Raw genomic sequence first — 23,071 nt, forward strand, 5'->3', positions numbered from 1 at the left:
GAACGCATGGAAATCGCACGTTTGATAATCGGAGCGGTATTGCTCGTGGTGGCGGCGGCGTTGGCCGTGCAGCTGTGGAACGGCCGCTGGCTGTTCCTGATCGCGAAGCCGGACAAGACCAAGAAGGGCACGTTCTACCCCGAGGGCACGATGAAAACCGGGCAGCGCGCCGCGTGGGTCATGGTCACGTGCTTCGCCGTGGTGGCCACGCTCATGGCCTACGAGATGGGCGTGATGACGGGCGTCCCCGTGTTCGTGCAGACGGCCTCCATCCTCAGCAACGTCGCCCTCGTGGCGTTCTGCCTGTGCCTGTTGTGGACGCTGTTCTCCGGGCGCAAGGATCAAAGCTACCAGGATCGCTTCAAGGGCGGCGGCACGCGCCTCATCCTGCTGTTGCTGGGCAGCTGCGCCGTCATGACCCTCGTGTCCCTCCTGTTCGCGTAGGGGTGCGTCGGCGGCGTGCCGCAACGCGACGATGACGCGGACGCACCGGCTTCCCTACGCAATGCGCCCGCCCCGCCCCCGTTCGCTATGCTGCATGGAAACGGCAGCGGACAGAAAGGGCGGACATGCCGAAGGGAAGACTGGAAGCGTTCACCGACGCCATCATCGCCATCGTCATGACGGTGCTCGTGCTCGAACTGCACGAGCCCGCAGCGGGATCGTTCGCCGCCCTGTTCGAGGAATGGCACCGCCTGCTCATCTACCTCGTGAGCTTCCTCATGCTGGCCGTGTACTGGAACAACCACCACCATCTGTTCCAGGCCGCCCGCACCGTGAACGGCAAGGTGCTGTGGGCCAACAACTTCTTCATCCTCAGCCTGTCGCTGTTTCCCTTCGTCACGTCGTGGATGGGCGACTACTTCTCGGACCTCGCGCCGCAGCTGTCGTTCGGCTTCACCATCATGGCGGCCGACATCATGTTCTTCGTCGTCGCGCGCGCCCTGCAGCGGGCCGACGAGGGCAACGGCGCGGTGGGCGTCTACTTCGACCGGTATTGGAAGTCGTGGGCATCGGTGGGCGCCAACCTCGTGGCCATCGCGCTCGGCGTGCTCGTGAGGCCCGAGCTCGTGTTCGCGGTGAACGCGCTCATGCTCGTCCTGTGGGTGGTGCCGGAGCGGCGCATCGAGCGCGCGGTGAGGCCCTGACCGCGCCTGCGCACATATCGAAACAAGCGGAAACGAAAACCTTAAGGCGTCCTTAAGTTTCGCCGACGGGACGAGAACGCGCTGTATCCCCTGATAGCATGGTTGCAGATCATGAACCGGAATCGAAGGGGGTACCTCCATGGACGACCTCGTCATCACGGTGTACGAGCTTGCGACGCTGCTCGTCCCGTTCCTTGTCGCCTACGCCGTCGTGCGCACCATCGCATCGCGTACCGGGCGCACGACGGCGGGCTTGCTGCCGGGCCTCGTGTTCGCGTTCTACGTGTTCGCGGTGCTGTACGTCACGGGCGTGGGCACCGTGTACGACCTCGCGGACATGGCGAACGGCACGCCGCGGCTCCCCAACCAGGTGAACGTCGTTCCCTTTGCGGGCGGCATCACGATGGGCACCGTGCTCAACGCCGTGATGTTCGTGCCCCTGGGCTTCCTGCTGCCGCTCATGTGGCGCCGCGGCGCGCGCCTGGCGCCCGTGGTGGGCTTCGGGTTCGCGTTCTCCCTGGCCATCGAGCTTACGCAGCTGCTGAACAACCGCACCACCGACATCGACGACCTGCTGATGAACACGCTGGGAGCCCTCGTCGGGTTCGTCCTGTTCAAGCTGTGGGAGCGCCTGACCACAAGCCGCGAACGCACGTCGCGCCATGCGGCGTACCCGGGCAACCTCTACAGCGGGCAGCGCGCGCTGCTACCGGGCCTCGCCGAACCGGCGCTCTACCTTGCCGTGATGTTCGTCGGCCATTTCCTCCTGTTCAACGGCATGGGCATCGCGGTGCTGCTGTACAACCTGGCGCACTAGTGCAGCTGCTCGGTGGCCTCGTCCACGAGCGCGATGAGCTCCTGGCGCGCGTGGATGTCGAGCTTCGCGTACACGTTGCGCGTGTGGGTGCGCACGGTGTTCCACGACACCTGCAGGCGCTTGGCGGTGGCGCCGCTGTCGTAGCCCATGGCCAGGCAGCGCAGCACGTCCTTCTCGCGGCGCGATAGCCCGGCCCGCTCGGCCAGGGCGTCGATGGCCTGGTTGAAGCGGCCCTTCTTGCCCGGGCCCTCCCCCGCGCCCGCCTGCGGCTCGGGCAGCCCGTCGCCCAGGAGGTCGTCGAGGGAGGCCTCCCCTTCCCCCTCGGGTTCGAACAGGCGGTCGAACTCCTTTTCGGAGAACAGGACGAACGCGCACGCCAGCACGGCGAACGCGAGCCCCAGGAACAGCGCGATGGGAGTGCCCTCGCTCACGATCTGCGGAAACAGGTGCACGCCCGCCGCCCATCCCGCGCCGGAGCCCACCATGAACATGCCGTAGCCGAAGCCGAACACGAGCGTGGCCGCGATACGGCGCTGGTAGACCACGAACGCGAGGATGCACCACAGCACGAACTCGAACACCGCCGAGAGGAACGTGACGAGCTGGCTCCACCCGAGATGCGTCACGCCCACGATGGGGCAGAACGCGATGAGCGCCACCACGGTTGCCATGATGACGGAGTAGATCTTGCCGAAGTCGAAGCGCTCCCCCTCGATGCCGATGGCCGCGGCGGCGAACACGAGCGCCATGAGCATGCGCAGCAGCATGACGAGCCGCGTGTTGTCGAGCGTGACGTCCACGGGCGACACCTCGACGAGCATGGAGCGCAGGGCCACCACCACGAACGAGAACACGAACGTGACCGCGATGAGCTTCCAGAACGAGCGCGGGAGCAGCGCGCGATCCTCCCGGCGCTCGGCGACGTCGCCCTGCGGCGCGATGAACGAGAGCGCGGCCGCCGCCGCGGCTATGAGGGGCATCGTGGTGAACGCGAGGATGCCGGTGAGCGACGGGCCGCCCGCGACGGGCTGCCAGGACGGCGAGCCGATGACGGTGAAGTAGACGAGGGCCAGCACGATGTGCGAGAGCGCCGCGTACAGGATGGCCTTGCGCGGGGCGAGCGCGCCGTAGAGCTGCCCGCACGTGAGGCCGATGACGGCCGTGCCGAACCCCGTGAGCGCGCTCGCCGCGTAGAACAGGCCCACGATGGCCTCGTTCGGCAGCACCTGCGTGAGGTAGTAGGGGCCGATGAGGATGATGACGAGGCAGCCGAGGGACGCGACGGCGCCGCCCGCCACCACGAAGGCGGGGCGGTCGATGAGCCGCCGGGCACGCGGCGCGCGCAGGGCAGCGGCCAGCATGGCGAGGCCGGACGTGAGCGTGGACACGATGTACATCGTGGAGATGTTCGCGCCGTTCGTCTCGGTGTCGCTCAGCCAGGCCGTGCCGCTGTAGGCGATGTAGGCCCACGCGAGCCAGATGCCGAGCGCCATGAACGGCAGCGACGGGCAGGCTTTGACCAGTTTCGCAAGGAATGACTTCATGAAAGCCGCCGACTCCCCTCCTGCAACGGACGACAGCCCCGGCCTCCCGCCTTCCCCTTCGGCGGGCGTCAAGCCGTCGTGCGCATCCGCCGATCCTTCGCGGCGCGGAACAGGCGCAAGACGAGGTAAGCCAGGAACACTGCCGAGTATACCGCAACGCTCGCCGTGGCGGCAATGCCGCCGTGCAGCGCCGACGGCGCCAGCATGAGCAGCAGGTGCACGTACACGAGCAGGAAGAACGGGTACGCGAGCTTCTGCGCCTTCTTCCAGGTGTCGGTGCGCATGCGCCGCTTCACCGCGTTGAACGACGTGACGCCCAGCACGAGCAGCAGGACGAGCAGCACGACGGCCACCGCGAACGAAGCCGTCACGTTCGGGCTCACCGCTCCGCCCAGCACGTTGCGCGGCAGGTAGGACGCCAGGTACACGGCCATGTGCCCGAGCGAGAGAATCCAGGCCACGATGGACAGCTCGGCGCGCACGGGCTTGAGCCACGTGTATGCGCGCGACGTGCGCGGAAGCACGCCGATGTACATGACCACCACGAACAGCGCGAGCGGCAGCAGGCACTTCTGCACGAGCGGGAACAGCGCGCTCCACACCGCGCGCGGCATGCCCCAGAACGTCCCGACGACGAACACCGCGTCCACCGCCACGGCCAGCGCGTAGAACGCCGTCGGGCAGGCCTTGAGCGGCGAGCGTAGCGCGAAGCACGCGGCCACGGTGCATGCGAGCACGATGACGAACGTCATGAGCGGCTCAACTCCTCCTCCATATCGTCGAGCAGGTTCGCATCGAACAGGAAGAACCCCTTGCTCGCCTTGAGCACGCCCCGGTAGAAGCGCGTCGTGAGGATGCGCAGGGCCAGTTCTTCGAAGTCGTCGAACCACGAGAGGATGTGGTCGTGCAGCACCGTCTTCGCAAGCGCCGCCTGCTCGCGCGCGGCCGCGACGTCGCCCGCCTCGAGCGCCTCGATGGCGCGCTGCGACAGGATGGCCTCGAATTCGCAGATGAACGACAGGTGGTCGTCGGGGAAGTCGTAGCCTTCGCCCGTCCGCACGCTGTTCTGGCGAAACAGGTGGTACACCTCGTGGAAGGAGTCCTGCAACAGCAGGCCCTCCTCGCTCGTGAACACCGATTCGTAGGGCGTGGCGTAGCGTCCCTTCCACGACGAGGTGCCCGCGAAGGCGGCCGTGAAGTCCACCGCCAGGTCCTGTCGCGTGCCGGAGTTGCGCTTGGCCAGCGCGCGCTCGATGTCGTGCAGCCCCTCGGCCATGAGCTCGTGCCCGTCGGCGAACGCGGCCAGGTCGCCTGCCGCGATGCGCTCGATCTGCTCTTGCGTGAGCGGCCGGTAGTACAGCGCCGCCAGCACGTCGTAGAACGCCGCGCGCCCCTCGAGCGCAGCGACGAGGTCTTCGGTCTGCGCACGTTCCTGCGTTGGTGTCATGGTGGTTCCCCTTTGCATCCTGCCGTCATCCCGAGCGGAGCGCCCTTCGACTCGCTGCGCTCGCTCAGGATGACGGCGTGTCGGCTACGCCTTCGCCGCGCGATCGGTGGTGACGGGATCGTCCTGCCACGACGCGGTCTTCGCGGACAGGAGGTAGACGGTGGAGGGCTTGAGGCCGTGCTGGTCGTCAAGCTGGTGGCAGTTCTCCGCGCCCGCCGCCGCAACCGCCTTCGCGGCCGGGCTCGCAGGGTCGTCGAGGTCGCCGAAGTACCGCGCGCCGCAGCAGCAGTTGTGCACGCACGCCGGCTCCCACGTCTCGTTCTCGTGGCGCTGGAAGCACAGCGTGCACTTCTCCACCACGTTCGTGTTCGGGTTGAGCGTGCGCACGTTGTACGGGCAGCCCGTGAGGCACGATCCGCAGCCGATGCAGTCCTCGGCGTTCACGAGCACGACGCCCGTGCCCTCGTCGCGGTACGACGCCCCCGTGGGGCACACTTCGATGCAGCCGGGGTTCTCGCACTGCTGGCATTGCAGGGGCAGCCAGTACTGCTCGAGGTCCGGGAACGTGCCCGTGGGCCCCACGGCGTGCACGCGGTTGTAGTACACGCCCAAGTCGACGTTGTTCTCAAGCTTGCAGGCAGCGATGCAGCTGTCGCACCCGCTGCAGCGGTCGAGGTCGATAACCAGGCAGTTTCTCATCAGAACACATCCTTCGTCTGAGCTTCGGACAGCATCTCCTCAGTCGGCAGGAACGGCGCGAACTCCGCGGGCTCCACCCACACGTTCGCGGGCTTTTCGGACTTCTCGATGCTCACCGTGAAGCCGCGGTTCGTGTAGGAGCCGTACACCTCGTTGAACGGGGCGTCGTTCTTCGTCAGCACGTTCACGTTGCACTCGCGCCAGCCGGCGGTCGGGTTCGTCTGGGACTCGTCGTAGCACTCGGGGTTCCAGAAGCGCTCCATCCACACGGTCTTGGGATGCACGCCCTCGGTGAGGTAGGCGCGCGCGTGCACCTCGCCGCGGCGGCTGCTCACCTTCACCCAGTCCATGTGCTCGATGCCCAGCTCGGCGGCGCTTTGCGGGTTGATGCGGATCTCCGCCGTGGGGAACAGCTCGCGGGACAGCGCGGCGTGGCGCATGGTGCCGTGATGGAAGTACGGAACGCGGCCCGACGTGAGCACGAAGGGGTACTCCTCGTCCGCGAGCGGGCTCTCGGCCGGCTCGATGTAGGAGCAGATGGGGCTGTAGTCCGCGCAGGCCTCCTGCGGCTCCGGGTAGCAGAACGGGTAGCCCGTGCGCGCCAGCTTGAGCAGGATCTGGCAGTACACCTCGATCTTGCGCGACTCGGTGCCGAAGCCCGCCGGCAGGCCGTCGTCCACCACGGTCTCGTGCTGGCGGTACTGGAAGTACCCGCTTGCGGGCGTGACGTAGGGCACGTACGTGTCGGTGTCCTTCACGAGCTCGTCCCAGCTGGGGGCGTGCAGCGTTTCGGCCACCGACGCCTTCACCTCTTCCTCGGTGGCGCTGCCCAGGTAGCCGGGCTTGAGGCCGGGAAGCTCGCCGCCCATCTTCTCGGCGCACTTCTTCACCACCTGCGCCGCGGGGATGCTGTGCGACACGGTCTCGCCGATGTGCGTGCACTCGTTCTGCAGCCACTGGGTGTTGAGCTGGGTCATGTTCACCATGGGCTCTTCCAGCCACTCGCGTACGGGGAACACGAGATCGGCCGCCTCCACGTGGAAGGACGTGAGCATGGGATACTGGCCGATGATGTAGTCCACCTCGGGAAACACCTCGTACCACGACTTCGCGTTGCCCAGCATGGCCAGCTTGTTGCCCGACATGTCGAACCACACGCGCGGCTTGTAGGGCTCGCCCGTGGCGATGGCCTCGCGCACCGTGGGGATGTGGCTGTGGCACCAGGCGTAGAGGCCCTTGTGGTCCTTCATGCCCAAGCGGTCGATGAGCAGCTGGTTCGCCAGCTTCTGCTGGGGGTTCTCCTCGCCCAGCTTCTTGGCGCGCGCCTCGTTCTCGGCGTCGCTCATGCCCACCACGGCGCCGATGCCGTACATGTCCGAGAACATGCCGTCGAAGCCGTTGTTGTACGTGACCGGGCGCTTCGTAGGCTGCGCGCCGCCCGCGCCGTACTGGGTCATGGTGCAGCCGGGCTTGTTGACGTGCCCCATGATGGAATCGAGCCCCATGCAGCCGAGCGGCACCTGGGAGGCCGATTCGGTCATGTCCGACGCCACGCCGTTGGCGATGCCCGCCACGCCGGCCTCGGCGTACAGCTTGATGGCCTCCTCGATCTTGCCGGCGTCGAGCCAGCAGTTCTCGGCCGTGCGCTCGAGCGTCCACGGGTCGGCCTCTTCCTTGTAGATCTGGCCGGCCGTCTTGTAGGACACGCCGTTGAACTCGCCCGACCAGAAGATCTCGGGGTCCACGGCGGCGTCGGCCGGCGCGGAGAACTCGAAGGGGGCCACGGCGTTCGTCTTGAGGTCGTAGCACACGTAGGCCGGGGTGTTCTCGGGCGTGGTCTGCTCGAAGTCGGGGAACAGCTCCTGGGCCTTCACCGGCAGCTTCGTCTCGGGGTCGATGAGGAACGGGAGGTTCGTCCAGTACTTCGTGAACTGCTCGTCGTAGAGCTTGTTCTCGAAGATGTAGCGGAACCAGCACAGCAGAAGGGCCGTGTCGGTGGCGGGGCGCACCGGCAGCCACACGTCGGCCTTCACCGCATCGGGCGAGAAGTTGGGATCGACCACGATGGTCTTCACGCCCTGCGCGCGCAGCTCGGCCATGCCGCGGCCCGACTCGGCCGTCTGGCTGACGGAGGGCTGGGCGCCCCACAGCACGACGACTTCGGCCTTGTTGTCGCTGCCCGTGCGGAAGATCTCCTGCACGGCGTTGTCGGCGATGGACTGGTCATTGCCGCCGTAGAACAGCTTCGACAGGCTCCAACGGGGCAGATAGCACTGCGCGCAGCCCGGTTCGAACACGGTGGGCGACCCGAACGCCATGGGCAGCGTCATGGCCTCCATGAACGAGTAGGAACCGCCGCCGCCCACGCTGGCGAAGAAGGCGTACGGGCCGTACTTGTCGATGGCGTCGCAGATGTGCGCGGCCGCTTCCTCGACGGCCTCGTCCCAGCTGATGACCTCCCACTTGTTCTCGCCGCGCTCGCCGGCGCGCTTGAGCGGGTGCAGGACGCGCCGGGGGCTGTACATGGTGTGCAGCTGGTTGAGTCCCTTGATGCAGAGGCTGCCGCGGCTCACCGGGGCATCGGGGTCGCCTTCCAGCTTCACGACGACGCCGTCCTTCACGGATGCGATGGCCGGGCACATCTGGATGCAGCCGTGGCACGAGGTTTTCATCCTCACGAGCCCTTCGTCGGCGGCGCCGCCTGCGGGCGCGGCCTCCTCCTTGGGAGCTTCCTGCATGCAGCCGGCCATCGTGGCGCCGAACGCCGCCGTGGCGCCCGCCAGGGCAGACGCTTTGACGAAGCTCCGGCGTGTCAACGTGGTTTCCGCCATGTTCTTGTCCTTCCTCCTCTTGTCGGTTCTACTCGCTCGCCTTCAAATCCTGTAGAAACGCTTCCCCCTCCTCCGTCAGACGCCACCCTTCATTCCAGACCAGAGCGCCCGCGCGCTCGAGCTTGTCCACGAACACGCTGGGCTGCATGGTATGGCGCGTCCCTCCGATGACGGTCTCGAGGACCGGGCGGTCGCGCAGCAGCTCGGCGATGTCGTGGTAGGTGCGGGGCTTCGCCGCCGTGAACTCGAGCAGCTCGCGGTACACGTCGGCCCGCTCGGGCGCGAGCTGCAAGAGCTCGACGAGGCGAGCACGCGGGCGATGCTGCTCGACGAAGCGCGCGCCCACGTCGGTGGTGCGGTACGCCGCGCTGCACACGAGGTCGTCGGCGGCGTCCTCGCCGAGGCCCGCCTTGTCCTCCTGGGTGATGAGCGCGCCGTTCGCGTCGCGTTCGAGCTTGTTGAGGCCGCCGGCGCGCACGAGGTGCTCGGCGAGGCGGTACGGGTTCTGCGTGGCGCCCTTGAAGGCAGGCCAGGTTGGCATGGTGCGCTCGATGTCGTCGAGCGTGCGCTCGTCGGCGCAATAGGCCAGCAATCGGTAGAGCGCCTCGCGGTTGAGCGGATGACGGGTCACCGTCTCCTCGAGCGCCGCCAGCTGCTCGTCGAACGTGCGCTGCTCCGGCGCTGCGGCCGTCTCGTCGTCGGCCCTGTCGGTGACGGCCGGACGGATCGGCTCGTTTCCTTGTTCCTGCATAACGGTCATGCACCTCCCCCTCGCTGCATTCTCCTTCGGGCGGCGCTGCGGTGATGCGCCCGGCCCGATGGCCTTACTCTAGGTCAGCGCAGGGGTCGGAAGCTATCTGCACTCTGCATGAACTCGGGAGAAAAGGTGAGGGAAAAGCTCACGCAAAATGCGTGAGTGAGACGATTTCAGCGCGACGATGGGAGGTTCGGGCGTTCGGCACGATAAATTCCGACGGGTTCGCATACGTCCCGGCGACGGCGGCGTATACTGGAGGGAAAGCCGGTCGAAGGGAGAACGCCCATGGACGGATACGTGAAGATGATCGTCGGGTACGTCGTCTTTATTCCCCTTATCGTGCTGATCTTCGTGAGTTCCTGGAAATACTGGCAGGGGAAATGGCTGCGCACGATCGGCGGGTGGACGTTCGCCCCCGACGAGGGGCCCGAGAGCCTGTACCAGAAGCGGCGGGCGCGGCGCATCGCGCTCGGCAACCTCGCGCTGGCGGCGCTTGCGGCGGGCACGCTCGTCTCGGTTACCCTCGAGGCGACGGGCAGCGGCCCGCGCACCTCTATGCTGTCGTGGAACTTGGCGCTGTCGGCCGTGCTCGTGGGGAGCGCCGCGTGGATACTCGCAACGGGACGCCGCGACGGCAAGGCGGTGGCGCAGGCGGCGGCCGGCACCGGCCCGGGGCTCGTCGAGAACTACGAGCTCAACACGACTCGCGCGGTCGTCCTCGTTCTTGCCATGGTGGCGGTTATGGCGGTGGAGATCGGAGGCGGGTTCGTCGCTCCTTGGTAGGCTTCCCGTTCGACGCAGCGCAGCGCCCCGCCGGGTATGGACGGCGGGGCGCTGCTGGTTTTCGGGCCGCTAGTCGACGGGGGCCGGTTCCGGGTCCTCGAGGGCTGCGGGCGCGGGCGCGGGCTCCGCGTCGGGCGCGTCCTTCGGGGACGAGAGCCGCACCTTGATGGACTTCGTGGGGCAGTTCTCCACGCAGTCGAGGCAGAAGGTGCAGGAGTCCAGCGTCGCCTCGCCGGGGTTCGCCACGTCGATGCCCTCGGGGCACGCGGCGGAGCAGGCGCGGCAGCCGTCCTTGGATATGCAGGTGGCGCAGTCCGCCTGCGGGCGGGCGCCGAGGCCCAGCCTCGCGCGCGCCTTCGCGGCGAGCCCGAAGAAGAACCCGAGCGGGCAGACCGCGGCGCACCAGCGCTTGAACAGGAAGAGCTCGGCGAGGAGCATGAGGGGGAACACGACGAGCTCCCAGCCCGGCTGCAGCAGCACGAACACGCGGTTGAGCGCCCAGAGCGTGCCGAAGACGAGCCCGATCGGGCACAGCAGGCAGAACACGGGGAAGCCCACGGCGAAGGACGCGGCGAGCAGCACGGCGAGGACGAGGCCCTGGGTCTTGAGGCCGGCGTCGCTCGCGCAGGACGCGCAGGACGACGGCTTTTCGGGAGCCTGCTCGCCGCCGCGGCCGAGGATGCCGCGCGGGGCGCGCCCTCCGAAGACGTTGCGCAGCAGCTGCGAGGGGCACAGCCACGAGCAGAACGCCCGTCCCAGCAGGAACACGACGGCGAGCACGGCGAGCACGCCGGGCAGCAGCGCCCAGGGGACGGAACCCGACGCCGCCGCGATCTGGGCGAAGCCCGCCGGGCAGAGCGCGCACAGCGTGCCCAGGGGCGCGCCCCCGCCGAGGTGCGCGGAGGCGGCGGCCAGCGCGAGCGCGAGCGCCGCGACGGCGATGCGGGCCATCTTCACCTTGGTCTTCATGAAGCGCCTCCCGACTCCCTCGTCGCGTCCGGCCCGTCGGGATGGACGCCTTTCGAATGGGGCGCGAGAGCGCCGCCGGCCGGCGCGGTGCGGCCCGCGGCCAGCTCCGCGCTCGAGATCGCGCCCTCGGCCCGCGCCGCGGCGCTCTCGCGCGACGCCACCACGATGCCCTTCGCCGAGGCCGACGCGTCGTAGGCGCGCAGCGACGCCGAGGGGCACACCTGCTCGCAGCGCCCGCACCCGTCGCAGAAGTCGGCGTGCACGACCGGGCGGTCGCGGTCGTCGAGGGTTATCGCGCCCTCCACGGGGCACTCGTCCCCGCACACCGTGCAGCCGGCCCAGTCCCAGGCCACGCATGCGTCCTTCACGACCACCGCCACGCCCAGGTCGCGCTCGCGCTCCCCGCCGGGCGACAGCGCGCCGGTGGGGCACGCCTCGACGCACCTCATGCAGAAGTCGCAGCACCCGTCGGCGAAAGAAAGCATGGGCGTGCCGTACGCCACGAGGCTCTCGGCCAGCGGCACCGGCGTGACGATGCCGTAGGGGCACGCCTGCAAACAGCGCATGCAGCGGTCGCACGCCGCCGCGAGCGCGCGGTTCGACGCCGCGCCGGGCGGGCGCACGAACGCCGCGTCGGCCTGGCGCGACACCGCGCCGAACCCGCCCGCGCCCACCATCGCCGCGCCCACGGCGCCGGCCGCGAGGAACCCGCGCCGGGTGATCGAGGCCGTCATTCCAGCACCTCGGCGAGCTCGTCGGCATCGGCAACCAGGAAGGCGCGGGTGAACGACGCGAGGTGCGCGTAGAAGCCCTCACCCGCCGCAGACTCCATGTCAACGGCGAAGCGGTCAGTCCAGTTCAGCAGATGGTCGTGCAGGAAGAGGCGCTGCGCTGCAAGCGAGGCTTCGGCGGCGTCGGCGTCGTTCGCGCGCAGCTCGTCGGCGGCGCGCTCGCCGAGGCGCGCCATGAAGGCGAGCTCGACGGCCAGATGGTCTTCCGGCTCGGTGAAGCCGGGGTTCTTCTCGAAACGGGCATCGCGGTAGACGTGCAGCACGTCCGCGTAGGCGTCCTGCATCATGAGGCCGCCGTCGCTCGTGTACACCGACTCGTAGGGGAAGGCCTTCTGCGCCGTGCGCGGCCCCATGCCGAAGAACACGAGGTCGAACACCACAGCCAGCTGCTCAAGGGCCCGCTCGTCAAGGTCGGCGACGTCCGAGCGCAGCGCGGAGAACGCCGCGTCGAGCGCCGGGTCGTCGAAGGAATACGCGTCGCACGCCGCAAGCTGCTGCGCGAACGCCGCATCGAGCTCCTTCTCGAAGCAACGCGACAGCAGCGCGTACACGCGACTGCGGTTCTCGCAGAACCCGATGAGGTTCGCTGCAAGCTCCGCAGAGAGAGGTTCGGTCATGATTGATCTCCTTGCTTCGTTCCTGTTAGTTGCGGCGCGTGGGCGCCTTTCCCATGCGCGCCCCTCCCTTTCCCATGGCGCGCCCGTGGACGCGCCGGTGGGGTTCGGCGCTGCGCGCCGATCGTTCGACCCGCGCATCCCTCGATCGGCGCGCAGCGCCGAAATCCACCGGCTCGCTTTCAAGCGCGCCATGGGAGGGAGGGCGCGCCACGAGAAAGGGAGCACCCCCTCCCCGGCGCACTATGGGGAGGGGCGCCGCGCCGGGGGCAACCCCCGGCGCGGGCCGCTCTCATTACCGGTAGATGAACTGCTCCACGCTCGTGCCCACGCCGTACATGATGACGCGCAGCACGACGGCGCCGATGGCCGAGCAGGCGCAGGCGGCGAACAGGTAGGGCGCGAGGCCGGCGGCCTTGCCCTTCCCCGCTTGCACGAGGGCGAGCGCGCTCAGGGCCACGGGGGCGGCAAGCCCCACGATGACGACGCCCACCCAGAACATGGGGGCCATGTCGCCGGAGATCAGACGCTCGATGGAGCGCGTCGGAGCCTGGTAGGGCGCCACGGCGATCCAGATCACGTACGCAAGCGACGTCACCACCATGATCAGCACGCCCGCCAGCGCCAGCTTGAGCGCGAAGCCGCGCTCGTCATCGGCGCCGCGCAGCAGCACGAGCCCGCACATGAGCGTCATGCCCATGGCCAGCCCGCCGCCCAGGAACATCAACGGCAGGGCGATGCTGTCCCACGCGGGACGGGCGGCGATCAGGTACGACGCGCCCGCCACGAACGGCAGCACCAAGCCTATGACGCCGCCCAGCACGCCGGACACCTTCGACGCCGTGGGGTAGTCCTTCTTCGCCAAAACGAGGTAAACGAGCGCCACGATGCCCATGATGGCCACGACGAACAGCTCTTTCGACAAACCGGAACCCAGGTTGCCCAGCAGGTGCGTCGCGCGCTCGGGATGCCCCATGTGCAGCACCGACACGCACCCGCCCACGGCGAGGCAGACGAAGGCCACGAGCGCGCCTGCGAACCGCACGTCGCGGAACTTGCCCTTAAGCTCGCCCACGCCCAGGAAGACGAAGCATCCCGAGGTCACGCCCAACAACACGCTGAAGATGAGAAGGGGCCATTGGATTTCCATGCTCACTCATCCCCTTTCCACGAGAACTTGTCCAATCCGTAGGTCACGCCGGGATGGTTCCCCACGTCCTTCAACTTGTGCGTCTGCTTCGAGGACGCCATCTTCGCCACGTCGGACGACGGATCGTCCAAGTCGCCGAACAGGCGCGCCTGGCCGGGGCAGTGCTTGACGCACGCCGGCTTCTCGCCCTTGTCGATGAGGTGCGCGCACATCGTGCACTTCTCGATGACGCCCTTGTCCTTGCTCGTGTCGTACGTGCGCACGCCGTAGGGGCAGGCCATGACGCAGTACTGGCAGCCGATGCACTTGCTGTGGTCCACCAGCACCACGCCGTCCTCGCGCTTGTACGAGGCTCCCGTCGGGCACACGCTCACGCACTGCGGGTCGTCGCAATGCTGGCACGCCACGGGAAGGTAGTACATCTCCAGGTCGGGGTACGTGCCGGAGGGCCCCACGGTCAGCACCTTGTTGTAGAAGGTGCCCAATCCCACGTTGTTCTCCTGCTTGCATACCACGGCGCAGGAGTGGCACCCGATGCAGCTATCCAAGTCGATAGCGATGATGTTGCGCGTCATGCTACTTCGCACCTCCCTTCGTCACCTGCACCACGCCGTCGGTCTGGCCATCGCTGGCAAGCTGGTCGGCGGAAAGCGGCAGGAATATCTTCAAGTCCTCGGAATTCATGCAGATGTTATTCGGCGCGCCCTCTTCGGCCTTGTATATTTTGCAGAGGCCCCCGTAGTTGTCGGTGCCCACCGCCGGGTCGTAGGGTCCGTCGTTCTCGAACAGGATGTTGCAGTTGCAGTCGAACGCCCCGTGCAAATCGTCGGTGGCCTCGCGCTCGGGGAACCACCAGTCGTGCTCGACGTGGATCATGTCGGGATTCATGGCGTCCGTGAGGTTCGCGCGCTGGCGGATGCGGTCGACGTACGTCTCGATCCACACCCAGTCGTCCTGCTCGATGCCGTGCTCGGCCGCCGTCGCGGGGTTGATGTCCACCGTCGGGAACATGTGCACCTCGCGCATCCACGGCGAGTTGCGGTACTCGGTGTGGAAGAACGCGTGGCTGCGTCCGCCGGTGATGAGCGTGTAGGGGTACGCTTCCAGCAGGTCGGGACGCGAGCGCTTCGTGATGGGCGGCTCGATGTAGATGGGCAGCGGGCCGTTGCCGTACAGGAGCAGATCCTCGCTCCACAGCTCCATCTTCGCGTTGTCGGACTGCGGATGCGCCGGAACCTCGGTGCCGTCGGGCAGCGTGTAGCCGGGCGTACGGTACACCGCGCCCTGCTTGTTGCCGCGGAACATCGTGCTGAAGCCGGGCTTCATGTCGCCGCTCTTGCGCATCATGCCGCTTTCGTACTTCGGCATGCCGCGCACCTCGGTCATCTGCACGCCCGTGATGGAAATGCGCTCGCGGAAGTCCTCGAAGTTCGACTTGAGCTTCTCGGGCAGCGTCGGCGGGCCGGCCAGCATGTAGTCGAACCACTCGTACTTGTCCTTCCAGTACATGTTCACGTTCATGTACTTCGCGAACTCGAAGCAGATGTCCATGTCGTCCTTGCACTCGCCGAGCGGCGCATGGAACGGCTGGCGGATGAGCAGCGTGTGGCTCGTGGGGTATCCGTGGCCGGAGTGCGGCCATTCCACGCGGTCGACCTCGCTGGGGTGCGCGGCCGGCAGCAGGATGTCGGCGAGCTCTCCCGACGGGGTGATGTACAGGTCCACGTTCACGAAGAAGTCGAGCTTCTTCATGCCCTCGGCGATCTGACGGCCGCTCTCGATGGACATGATGGGCTCGGACGTCTGCTGCCACAAACCGTGGATCTGGAACGGGTCGCCCTCGAGCATGGCCTTCGTGGTGGCGGCGCCGAAGCCGCCCTGCTGGCCGAGCACCACCTGGCCGCCGTTCTTCTGCACGGTTTCCACGAGCTCGCCGGTCTTGTCGTCGGCCACCCATATCTTCTGGTGGCCGGTGTTCTGGCACACCGACAGGCGGTTGATGTTGCGCGCGGTGCTCATGCGCAGGTCGCTCATGAGGCCCTTCATCTGCGGCACGATGTCGAACATCGAGTTCTCGTAACCGGTGGCGGGCTCGCGGGCGATGTTCTGGCCGCCCTCGGAATCGAAGTTGCCGGCGAGCGCCATCATGATGGTGAACGCCTGCGAGATGCCGGACGTGTTGATGGAGAACTCAACCTTCTGGCCGCGCGTGAAGCACGCGTGCGGGCTCGCGTCGATGTAGGCGCTGATGGCCTCGCGGATCTTGTCCTCGGGCAGCTCGCAGAACTCGGCGGCGCGCTCGATGGTCCACGGCGTGACGTGCTCGACGAGGATGTCCCAGCTCGTGCGGTAGGTCTTGCCCTCGATCTCGCGGCTGCCGGACAGCGCCGGCTTCGCGTCGGCCACGATGGTGCCGTCGGCGTCGAGCCACTGCAGCGCCTTGTCGCCGCCTACGCCGTTCTTGTTCTGCCAGTCGCCGGACCAGTAGATCAGCTGGTCGTGCGCCTCGTCCCATGCGGGGTACAGCTCTTCGTTTCCGCCCTCTTTGATCATGGATTCGCGCAGCTGGTAGCCCGTGCCCTCTTCGTCGATGAAGAACGGCGCGTTCGTCCAGTAGCGGGCGAAGTCGGTGGCGCACTTGTCCGAGTGGATGATCTCGTTGATGAAGGCCAGGGCCAGCGCCATGTCGGAGCCGGGGCGGATGGGCAGCCAGATGTCGGCCTTCGAGGCCGTGCACGTGTAGCGCGGGTCGACGGCGATCACCTTCGCGCCGCGCTCCTGCGCGCGCTTCACGGTGAGCCAGTCGTAGTAGCCGCGGCTGCGCTCCTGGCGGCACCAGATGAGGATGCAGTCGGCGTTGTTGCCGTCCCAGCCGGTGTACTGCGTCTCGTCGCCGTACAGGCGCTGCGACGTGAAGTAGGAGCCGAGCCAGCACAGGTTGCCCACGCCGAACGTGGCCGTGCTTCCCAGCTCGAGCCATAGGCGGTTGATGGCCTGGAACTGGTGGTTGTCGCGGCCCGTGCCGTACTGGTGCGCGATGGTGTGCCAGCCGTATTCCTCGCCGATCTTCGTGTACTCGTCGCGCGCGGTCTCGTAGGCTTCCTCCCACGTGATGCGCTTCCACTGGCCCGCGCCGCGCTCGCCCACGCGCTTCTGCGGGTAGCGAATGCGCGTGGGGTTGTACAGCTCCTGCGGGATGGCGAACGCGCGCCCGCACAGGGTGCCCTCGCTGAACAGGTCGGGGTTGCCCTCCACCTTCACGAGGCGTCCGTCCTTGACGTGCCCGAACAGCGCGCAGCGCCCGTAGCACTGGCGGCATGCGCTGGGGATCACCTGCACGTCGTCCCCGCTCGACGGTGCGCTCCCCTCGCCCTCTTGAGCGAATGCGCTGGTGGTGTTCAGCAGCAACGCTGACGATGCTGCCAGGGCCGAAGTCTTCACGAAACTTCGGCGGCTCATATGTAGCGACATCTCTCCTCCGTTTGCTCTCTCGTCTCTTCCCTGATCGTTCCGGCGGCGCCTCGTCAGCGCCCCCGTCACGGGCATCAGTATCGAGTACGAGGGCAAACGAAGCCCATACCCCTTGCGAGCATATTTTGCCGCGTTAAGCGAAATACCACCTGAGGTGGTAGACGAATCATCAGGAGAAACGCCCGCTACTCCTTGATACTCTCCTCGGTGCTCTCCACAAGGCCGATCAGCTCCTGCTTGGAATGGATACCCATCTTCTGGTAGATGTTGCGGGCGTGCACCTTCACGGTGCCCTCCGAGATGAACAGCTTCTCGGCGATGGCCTGCTTGTCCTTGCCGCGCGCCATGAGCGCCACGATCTCGCACTCGCGCTTCGTGAGCTTCCACTGATCGGCCAGTATGAGACAGCTCTGCTCGAGCGTGAGCCCCACCTGCTCGTCGGAGTCGTCGATGGCCGTCATGCCCCAGCGGGTTTTCAGGTTGCTCGCGTTCATGAGGTACATGGCCGACACGAACACGAACAGCAGCAGAAACACGATGAACGCCGGGGGCAGCAGCGTCGGGTCGGCCGCCTGGCCGAAGAAGTGGAACAGCATGAGGCCGATGAAGCTGCCCATCATGGCGCCGATCACCACGCCCAGGCTGAGCAGGTAGTAGTCGGAGTCCTGATAGCGAATGAGGTACACGACGAGCGCGAGGATAGTGGCGGCGAACAGCTGCCGGCCGATGAGGAACAGCAGCGAGCCGCCGTTGAGCGCATGGTTGCCCTCGAGCACGAACAGCGCGATGCCGGCCGCCATGACGGGCAGGCACATCCGGAACAACGCGCTGTTGAAGCTGCCCCGCAGGTGCAGCAGGATGGCGAAGATGAGCACGGCCGACACGACGAAGGCGAGCGAGAAGATGACCATCTTCACGTCCGAGGGCATCTTCGCGTCGTCCACGGCGGCCACGACGCCCTCCATCACGCCCGCCATGAGGATGGTGAGCAGCAGGATCTTCGGCACCTTCTGACCGGGCACCGCCTTGATGCGCGCCGCCCTGCTCGCCGGCTCCGACAGGCGGAAGTACACCAACATGAGCAGCGGGATGAGGCTCATGAACGCGATGAACACCTCGAGCGGCACGAGGCTCGACAGCGGCGCCACGACGAGCAGCTCGATGCAGCAGGCGATGCTGCAGCGCACCGAGCAGGTGACGCCCGCGGCAGCCAGGCGCCGCACCACTTCGGGCAGGAAGCACACGCATCCTCCCGACGTGAAGATGACGCACGGCAGGATGAGCCACACCTGATGCAGCATGTGCACCGCCACGAGCTGCACGAGCGGGGCCACGGAGGCGCACACGGCCGCCGCCACGAGCACGCGGTCGTTCTCGATGCGCTTGCCGAACAGCACCGAGGCACCCAACATCACGATGCAGGCCACGAGCGCGACGAACACCGCGATGAAACTGCCCAGCATAGGCAGCGTGATCTGCTCGAGCGCGCGGGCGGGTATGCGGAAGTTCCGGTAGATGAAGAACACCTCGCACGCCGAAAGGCAGAACACGGCGATGGTGAACGCCTCGTTGTGCGCCGCGAAGAACGATTGCGCGCGCTTGCGCGCTTTGCCAGCTTCCATGGCTCTCCCCCTGTGGGCTGCGTCCCGCCCCCTCGAGGCAGGTTCCCTCCACCGCAGCCGCTCGTTAGTATAGCCCAAGCGCGCTATACGATGAGCCGCAAGCGCACCGATATCCCGCGTTTCAAGAAAACGAGGGGCTATCGGGCGCGGGGGTTACCGGGCGCGGGAGCGGGCCGTGCGCCTACCGTGCGCCGGCGCGCACGGCCGCGCTCGTGCGGGCGCCGGCACGCAGCACGGGGATGGCGCACGCCACGAGCAGCGCGCCCATGCAGGCGGGCGCGGCGGGGCCCAGCAGCACGTACAGCTGGCCGCCGGCGAGGGGGCCGACGATGCGTGCAAGCGACTGCAGGGACTGGCTCGCGCCGAGCGTCCGGCCCTGATCGGCTTCGTCGGCCGCCTTCGACAGCATGCCGTTGCACGACGGGCCGAAGATGGAATCGCCGAAACCGTAGGCGAAGACGGCGGCCACGAACAGCGGCGGCTGCACCGCAAGCGCCGACGCGGCGATGAGGGCGTACCCGGCCACCTCCGCGCTCATGCCCACGACGGCGATCTGCACGTCGCTCAGCCGTCGCAGCAAGCGCGGCATGACGAGGCCCTGCGCCACGATGTCCTGCACGCCCAGGATGGAGAACACGAGCCCGATGACGGCGGGGTCCCAAGCGAACACGTCGAGGCAGAACGGCGAGAAGATGCCCTGCAGCGACCCGGACGCCGTCCACACCAGCAGCGCCCCGCACAGCAGCAGCCCGATGGTGCCGAGGGACAGCACGCCCTTCAACTGGGTGAACGGGTTGAGCCGCGCGAGGGGCACGGCGGGGATGCGCGCGGATGCGGCCAGGCTCTCGGGCATGCAGAAGAAGCCGAAGATGCAGTTGAGCAGCGTGATGCCCGCGCCGAAGAACAGGGGCGTCGAAGCGCCGAACTGCGCGAGCAGACCGCCCATGGCAGGGCCGATGATCACGCCCGCGCCCGACAGCGCGCTCACCCATCCGAAGTACTTCGTGCGCTCGTCGCGCGGCGTGATGTCGGCGAAGTACGCGAAGATGGTGCCGATGCTGCCGCCCGTGAGACCTTCGATGATGCGGCCGACGAACAGCACGCCGAGCGCGCCCCCGATGCCGAGCACGAGGTAGCCCGCGGCGGAACCCAGCAGGCAGACGAGCAGCAGCGGGCGGCGGCCGAAGCGGTCGCTCAGCGCGCCGAGGCCGGGGGCGACGAGGAACACGCAGGCGGCGTACACCGATACGAGCAGCGTGACCACGGTGGCCTGCTGCGCCGGGTCGCTCACATAGGGCTGCACGAGAAACGGCAGGACCGGCATGATGATGCTGAAGCCGATGCCACAGAGAAACGTCGACGCGAGACCGAACGCGAGGGCTTTCGGGTCGACGGAGTGCCCGGCGCCGCGAGGCGCGCGAGAAGAAGGTGGGAACATGGGAATACCTCGAACCTTGATCGTGTGAAGGGATGCAGCGAATCTGCTGCGATGATTGTTTCCTAGGACACACGTACTCTAGCACATTATTGATTCCTTGGAAACATTTATTTTGGTAGAACTACCGGGCGGGGTGCTGCGGGGGATTTCGGCAGGTTCGGGGCGGCGCGGGCGCTACGCGGAGGGGGCTCCGTCGTCGAGCGCGCGCAGCTCGGCCTCGAGATGGGCGCGGTAGGCATCGGCGAACGCGAGCACGCGTTCGAACTCCTCGTCGCTGAACTGCTGGAACACCGCTTCGTCGCGTCGACCGAACGCCTCGTGGGCCGCATCGTGCACGGCAGCCACGTCCCGGCCCTTCGCGGTGAGGGCGACGTAGACTTCCTTCTTATTGTCGGGCTTGCGGTAGGTTTCGACGAGCCCCTTCTCCATGAGCTTCTTAGTCACTTTGCTGAGCGCGCTCCGCGTCATGCAGAACGCGTCGGCGAGCCTCGTCACGTTGCAGTCATCGTGCTTCGCGAGGTACTCCACGGCGTGCACCTCCGAGGACGTGTAGCCCCCGAGCCGCTCCTCCATGGTGTGCTTGTTGAGCAGCACGAGCTTGTTCACGAGATCGCTGAAGCTGGTCAGCACGAGTTCTTCCCTGTTCACGATGGCCCTCCCCTAGCGCCAGGTCACTTGGACGAGATCGTCGAACCGCGCGCCGAACGTCGCCACGTCGAAGCCGGCGAGCAGCTCTTCGGGCGTGGCGGGGTCGCTGGTGGGCGCGAGGCCCGTGATGCCGGCGATGTGGCCGACGACGCCCGCAGGCGTCTTGAAGCGCGCGAGCAAGGCGTCGAGCGCCGCGTCGCGGTCGCGCTTGGACAGCCGCCGGTCGCGTTCGGCGACGAGCAGCGGGATGTGCGCGTAGACGGGATGCGGCAGGCCGAGCAGCGTTTGCAGGTGGATTTGCTGCGGCGTGGAGCACAGCAGGTCGACGCCGCGCACGACCGAGTTCACGCCCTGCGCCGCATCGTCCACCACGACGGCAAGCTGGTAGGCGAAGGCGCCGTCGGAGCGCTGCACGAGGAAGTCGCCGCAGTCCGTGGCGAGGTTCTGCGCGTAGCGGCCCTGCACGAGGTCGTCGAAGGCGACGGCGGCGTCGGGCACGATGAGGCGCTGCGCCGGCGTGCGCTCCGCCGCGCGGCGGGCGCGCTCGCCCTCCGAGAGGCTGCGGCAGGTGCCGGGATACACGGGCTTCTCGCCCCGATGCGGGGCCGACGCCGCGTGCAGGTCGGCGCGCGTGCAGAAGCAGGGGTACACGAGCCCGCGCTCGCGCAGCTCGTCGAAGGCCGCCCGATAGGCTTCCGTGCGGTCGTGCTGGAAGTACGGCCCCTCGTCCCACGTGAGCCCGAGCGCCTCGAAATCGCGCTGCACCGCGTCGACGTACTGCGGCTTCGAGCGCTCGGCGTCGAGGTCCTCGATGCGCAGGACGATGCGACCGCCCTGCGACTTCGCCACGAGCCACGCGGCAAGCGCCGCGAACACGTTGCCCGCATGCATCCGCCCCGTAGGCGAAGGAGCAAACCGCCCCACGACGGGAGCGGGAGCTGCGACTGGCATGTACGTCCTCCGATCCGGTCCTACCGCAGATCTTCCACGTGCTTGGCTTTGCCGGTGGTGCGCTCGATGCCGCCGGGCTCGACGAGCTTCACTTTGACGCCGACGAGCAGCACGCCCTTGAGCTTTTCGGCGATGGACGCGCGCAGGGCCTCCATGTCCTCGAAGGAGTCGCTGAACGCTTCGGGCTTGAGCTCGACGTGCACGGTCATGCGGTCGAGGCCGTTCGCGTTCTCCACGACGATGCGGTAGTGGGGCGTCACGCCGTCGATGCCGGCCAGCACGTCCTCCACCTGCGAGGGGAACACGTTCGTGCCGCGGATGATGAGCATGTCGTCCGAACGGGCGCGCACCTTCTGCATGCGGGCCGTCGTGCGGCCGCAGGCGCAGGGCTCGGTGATGACGCGCGTCAGGTCGTGCGTGCGGTAGCGCAGCACGGGGATGGCCTGCTTGCCGAGCGGCGTGAGCACGAGCTCGCCCGTCTCACCCTCGCCCACCGGCTCGCCGGTGTCGGGGTCGACGACCTCCCACAGGAAGTGGTCTTCGGCGATGTGCTGCATGTCGCGCGCGGCCAGGCATTCGCCCGACACGCCCGGGCCCATGACCTCGGTCAGGCCGTAGTTGTCGGTGCACACGATGTGCATGCGGCTCTCGATCTCGGCTTTGAGGCCCGGTGGGCACGGCTCGCCGCCGAACAGGCCCACGCGCAACGGCGAGCGCTCCCAGTCGTAGCCCATCTTCTCCCCCACCTCGCACACGTGCAGGGCGTAGGACGGCGTGGCCACGAGCACGGTGGTGCCGTAATCCTCGATCATGGCGATGTGCCGCTCGGTGTTGCCCGACCCGGCGGGAATCATCATGCAGCCCAGCTTCTGCAGCCCGTAGTGCAGGCCGAAGCCGCCGGTGAACATGCCGTAGCCGAACGCCATCTGCGCGCGGTCTCCGGGCACGACGCCCGCCATCTGCACGAGACGCATGATGCAGTCGGCCCACATGTCCATGTCGCTGGCGTTGTAGCCCACCACGATGGGCTTGCCCGTGGTGCCCGAGGACGCGTGCAGCTCCACCACCTCGTCGAGCGGCACGGCGAACAGGCCGTACGGGAACGTGTCGCGCAGCGCGGACTTGTCCGTGAACGGCAGTTTCCGCACGTCGTCGAGGGTCTTGATGTCGGCAGGCGTCACGCCCAGCTCGTCCATGCGGGCGCGGTACCAGGGCACGCGCTCGTACGTCCACGCCACCTGCGCGATGAGCTTCTCCAGCTGGATGGCGCGGATGCGCTCGCGCGGGGCGCACTCGACGGCGGGGTTGTGGATGGGCAGGTTGGAGAAGTCGCCCGCCGCGGCGGCGGCGAGCGCCGCCCCCTTCACGGTCATGTCGATCGTATCGGCCAT

The 23,071-nt window shown here is 67.6% G+C and carries 21 protein-coding genes; 4 read left to right on the plus strand and 17 right to left on the minus strand.

Going from position 1 to position 23,071, the window contains the following annotated elements; all coding sequences use genetic code 11:
• Positions 1-6: 6 nt before the first annotated feature.
• The 3 genes from C1876_RS08190 to C1876_RS08200 all read left to right on the plus strand — a co-directional run bounded on the left by C1876_RS08190 (position 7) and on the right by C1876_RS08200 (position 1,965).
• Positions 7-444 carry a lipocalin gene (locus C1876_RS08190; protein ID WP_114546236.1) on the plus strand — a complete coding sequence of 146 codons (438 nt, stop codon included), beginning with the start codon at positions 7-9 and terminating at the stop codon, positions 442-444.
• A gap of 125 nt (positions 445-569) precedes the next feature.
• Positions 570-1,148 carry a TMEM175 family protein gene (locus tag C1876_RS08195; RefSeq protein ID WP_114546237.1) on the plus strand — a complete coding sequence of 193 codons (579 nt, stop codon included), beginning with the start codon at positions 570-572 and terminating at the stop codon, positions 1,146-1,148.
• A gap of 139 nt (positions 1,149-1,287) precedes the next feature.
• On the plus strand, positions 1,288-1,965 hold the full coding sequence (locus C1876_RS08200; protein WP_114546238.1) for a VanZ family protein: 678 nt from the start codon (positions 1,288-1,290) through the stop codon (positions 1,963-1,965).
• On the opposite strand, the gene C1876_RS08205 is transcribed toward C1876_RS08200, so the two are convergent.
• The 6 genes from C1876_RS08205 to C1876_RS08230 all read right to left on the minus strand — a co-directional run bounded on the left by C1876_RS08205 (position 1,962) and on the right by C1876_RS08230 (position 9,246).
• The gene (locus C1876_RS08205) at positions 1,962-3,509 is read right to left on the minus strand and encodes a helix-turn-helix domain-containing protein (protein WP_114546239.1); all 1,548 of its coding nucleotides are present in this window, start codon (positions 3,507-3,509) and stop codon (positions 1,962-1,964) included. The two genes, C1876_RS08200 and C1876_RS08205, sit on opposite strands and share 4 nt — an antisense overlap.
• Before the next feature lie 68 nt (positions 3,510-3,577).
• Positions 3,578-4,261 carry a ferric reductase-like transmembrane domain-containing protein gene (locus C1876_RS08210; protein ID WP_114546240.1) on the minus strand — a complete coding sequence of 228 codons (684 nt, stop codon included), beginning with the start codon at positions 4,259-4,261 and terminating at the stop codon, positions 3,578-3,580.
• Positions 4,258-4,956, minus strand: coding sequence for a TorD/DmsD family molecular chaperone (locus C1876_RS08215; protein WP_114546241.1), 699 nt, complete (start codon positions 4,954-4,956; stop codon positions 4,258-4,260). The genes C1876_RS08210 and C1876_RS08215 overlap by 4 nt, the downstream gene beginning before the upstream one ends.
• An 84-nt stretch (positions 4,957-5,040) precedes the next feature.
• Positions 5,041-5,655, minus strand: a complete 615-nt coding sequence (locus C1876_RS08220; protein WP_114546242.1) for a 4Fe-4S dicluster domain-containing protein — start codon at positions 5,653-5,655, stop codon at positions 5,041-5,043.
• Positions 5,655-8,486 (minus strand): molybdopterin-containing oxidoreductase family protein, encoded by a 2,832-nt coding sequence (locus tag C1876_RS08225; protein ID WP_114546243.1) that lies wholly within the window; start codon positions 8,484-8,486, stop codon positions 5,655-5,657. Before C1876_RS08225 ends, C1876_RS08220 begins: the two co-directional genes overlap by 1 nt.
• A 28-nt stretch (positions 8,487-8,514) precedes the next feature.
• A complete protein-coding gene (locus C1876_RS08230; RefSeq protein ID WP_244910085.1) occupies positions 8,515-9,246 on the minus strand; it encodes a hypothetical protein in 732 nt (243 codons plus the stop codon).
• Positions 9,247-9,528: 282 nt separating this feature from the next.
• Here C1876_RS08230 and C1876_RS08235 point away from each other — a divergent pair, with 282 nt between their 5' ends.
• Complete coding sequence (locus C1876_RS08235) at positions 9,529-10,026, plus strand: hypothetical protein (RefSeq protein ID WP_114546244.1); 498 nt, start codon at positions 9,529-9,531, stop codon at positions 10,024-10,026.
• 69 nt (positions 10,027-10,095) lie between these two features.
• On the opposite strand, the gene C1876_RS08240 is transcribed toward C1876_RS08235, so the two are convergent.
• The 11 genes from C1876_RS08240 to C1876_RS08290 form a co-directional block, all read right to left on the minus strand.
• A complete protein-coding gene (locus C1876_RS08240) occupies positions 10,096-10,995 on the minus strand; it encodes a 4Fe-4S binding protein (RefSeq protein WP_114546245.1) in 900 nt (299 codons plus the stop codon).
• Positions 10,992-11,729 (minus strand): 4Fe-4S dicluster domain-containing protein, encoded by a 738-nt coding sequence (locus C1876_RS08245; protein WP_114546246.1) that lies wholly within the window; start codon positions 11,727-11,729, stop codon positions 10,992-10,994. Before C1876_RS08245 ends, C1876_RS08240 begins: the two co-directional genes overlap by 4 nt.
• Positions 11,726-12,403: a TorD/DmsD family molecular chaperone gene (locus C1876_RS08250; RefSeq protein WP_114546247.1), complete on the minus strand. Its 678-nt coding sequence runs from the start codon at positions 12,401-12,403 to the stop codon at positions 11,726-11,728. The genes C1876_RS08245 and C1876_RS08250 overlap by 4 nt, the downstream gene beginning before the upstream one ends.
• Before the next feature lie 292 nt (positions 12,404-12,695).
• Complete coding sequence (locus C1876_RS08255; protein ID WP_114546248.1) at positions 12,696-13,550, minus strand: dimethyl sulfoxide reductase anchor subunit family protein; 855 nt, start codon at positions 13,548-13,550, stop codon at positions 12,696-12,698.
• A 2-nt stretch (positions 13,551-13,552) separates the two neighbouring features.
• The gene (locus tag C1876_RS08260; RefSeq protein ID WP_114546249.1) at positions 13,553-14,125 is read right to left on the minus strand and encodes a 4Fe-4S dicluster domain-containing protein; all 573 of its coding nucleotides are present in this window, start codon (positions 14,123-14,125) and stop codon (positions 13,553-13,555) included.
• A gap of 1 nt (position 14,126) precedes the next feature.
• Complete coding sequence (locus C1876_RS08265; protein WP_244910086.1) at positions 14,127-17,009, minus strand: molybdopterin-containing oxidoreductase family protein; 2,883 nt, start codon at positions 17,007-17,009, stop codon at positions 14,127-14,129.
• Between the two features lie 197 nt (positions 17,010-17,206).
• Positions 17,207-18,643: a helix-turn-helix domain-containing protein gene (locus C1876_RS08270; protein WP_114546251.1), complete on the minus strand. Its 1,437-nt coding sequence runs from the start codon at positions 18,641-18,643 to the stop codon at positions 17,207-17,209.
• Positions 18,644-18,824: 181 nt separating this feature from the next.
• Positions 18,825-20,081, minus strand: a complete 1,257-nt coding sequence (locus C1876_RS08275; RefSeq protein ID WP_114546252.1) for an MFS transporter — start codon at positions 20,079-20,081, stop codon at positions 18,825-18,827.
• Positions 20,082-20,255: 174 nt separating this feature from the next.
• Positions 20,256-20,729 carry a MarR family transcriptional regulator gene (locus C1876_RS08280; RefSeq protein ID WP_114546253.1) on the minus strand — a complete coding sequence of 158 codons (474 nt, stop codon included), beginning with the start codon at positions 20,727-20,729 and terminating at the stop codon, positions 20,256-20,258.
• Between the two features lie 12 nt (positions 20,730-20,741).
• Positions 20,742-21,680, minus strand: coding sequence for a tRNA glutamyl-Q(34) synthetase GluQRS (gene gluQRS, locus C1876_RS08285; RefSeq protein ID WP_114546254.1), 939 nt, complete (start codon positions 21,678-21,680; stop codon positions 20,742-20,744).
• Positions 21,681-21,700: 20 nt separating this feature from the next.
• Entirely contained in the window at positions 21,701-23,071 is a 1,371-nt protein-coding gene (locus C1876_RS08290; RefSeq protein ID WP_114546255.1) for a phenylacetate--CoA ligase family protein, read from the minus strand.

This window comes from Eggerthella sinensis, assembly GCF_003339815.1.
Taxonomy (GTDB): Bacteria; Actinomycetota; Coriobacteriia; order Coriobacteriales; family Eggerthellaceae; genus Eggerthella; species Eggerthella sinensis.

What these genes read in the sequence shown, in the direction of transcription:
- C1876_RS08220 (WP_114546242.1), bottom strand. Translation starts at nt 5,655, where the DNA reads ATGAGAAACTGCCTGGTTATCGACCTCGACCGCTGCAGCGGGTGCGAC.
- C1876_RS08195 (WP_114546237.1), top strand. Translation starts at nt 570, where the DNA reads ATGCCGAAGGGAAGACTGGAAGCGTTCACCGACGCCATCATCGCCATC.
- C1876_RS08210 (WP_114546240.1), bottom strand. Translation starts at nt 4,261, where the DNA reads ATGACGTTCGTCATCGTGCTCGCATGCACCGTGGCCGCGTGCTTCGCG.
- C1876_RS08245 (WP_114546246.1), bottom strand. Translation starts at nt 11,729, where the DNA reads ATGACGGCCTCGATCACCCGGCGCGGGTTCCTCGCGGCCGGCGCCGTG.
- C1876_RS08205 (WP_114546239.1), bottom strand. Translation starts at nt 3,509, where the DNA reads ATGAAGTCATTCCTTGCGAAACTGGTCAAAGCCTGCCCGTCGCTGCCG.
- C1876_RS08250 (WP_114546247.1), bottom strand. Translation starts at nt 12,403, where the DNA reads ATGACCGAACCTCTCTCTGCGGAGCTTGCAGCGAACCTCATCGGGTTC.
- gluQRS (WP_114546254.1), bottom strand. Translation starts at nt 21,680, where the DNA reads ATGCCAGTCGCAGCTCCCGCTCCCGTCGTGGGGCGGTTTGCTCCTTCG.
- C1876_RS08215 (WP_114546241.1), bottom strand. Translation starts at nt 4,956, where the DNA reads ATGACACCAACGCAGGAACGTGCGCAGACCGAAGACCTCGTCGCTGCG.
- C1876_RS08275 (WP_114546252.1), bottom strand. Translation starts at nt 20,081, where the DNA reads ATGTTCCCACCTTCTTCTCGCGCGCCTCGCGGCGCCGGGCACTCCGTC.
- C1876_RS08255 (WP_114546248.1), bottom strand. Translation starts at nt 13,550, where the DNA reads ATGGAAATCCAATGGCCCCTTCTCATCTTCAGCGTGTTGTTGGGCGTG.
- C1876_RS08265 (WP_244910086.1), bottom strand. Translation starts at nt 17,009, where the DNA reads ATGAGCCGCCGAAGTTTCGTGAAGACTTCGGCCCTGGCAGCATCGTCA.
- C1876_RS08240 (WP_114546245.1), bottom strand. Translation starts at nt 10,995, where the DNA reads ATGAAGACCAAGGTGAAGATGGCCCGCATCGCCGTCGCGGCGCTCGCG.
- C1876_RS08290 (WP_114546255.1), bottom strand. Translation starts at nt 23,071, where the DNA reads ATGGCCGATACGATCGACATGACCGTGAAGGGGGCGGCGCTCGCCGCC.
- C1876_RS08235 (WP_114546244.1), top strand. Translation starts at nt 9,529, where the DNA reads ATGGACGGATACGTGAAGATGATCGTCGGGTACGTCGTCTTTATTCCC.
- C1876_RS08260 (WP_114546249.1), bottom strand. Translation starts at nt 14,125, where the DNA reads ATGACGCGCAACATCATCGCTATCGACTTGGATAGCTGCATCGGGTGC.
- C1876_RS08225 (WP_114546243.1), bottom strand. Translation starts at nt 8,486, where the DNA reads ATGGCGGAAACCACGTTGACACGCCGGAGCTTCGTCAAAGCGTCTGCC.
- C1876_RS08230 (WP_244910085.1), bottom strand. Translation starts at nt 9,246, where the DNA reads ATGACCGTTATGCAGGAACAAGGAAACGAGCCGATCCGTCCGGCCGTC.
- C1876_RS08200 (WP_114546238.1), top strand. Translation starts at nt 1,288, where the DNA reads ATGGACGACCTCGTCATCACGGTGTACGAGCTTGCGACGCTGCTCGTC.
- C1876_RS08190 (WP_114546236.1), top strand. Translation starts at nt 7, where the DNA reads ATGGAAATCGCACGTTTGATAATCGGAGCGGTATTGCTCGTGGTGGCG.
- C1876_RS08270 (WP_114546251.1), bottom strand. Translation starts at nt 18,643, where the DNA reads ATGGAAGCTGGCAAAGCGCGCAAGCGCGCGCAATCGTTCTTCGCGGCG.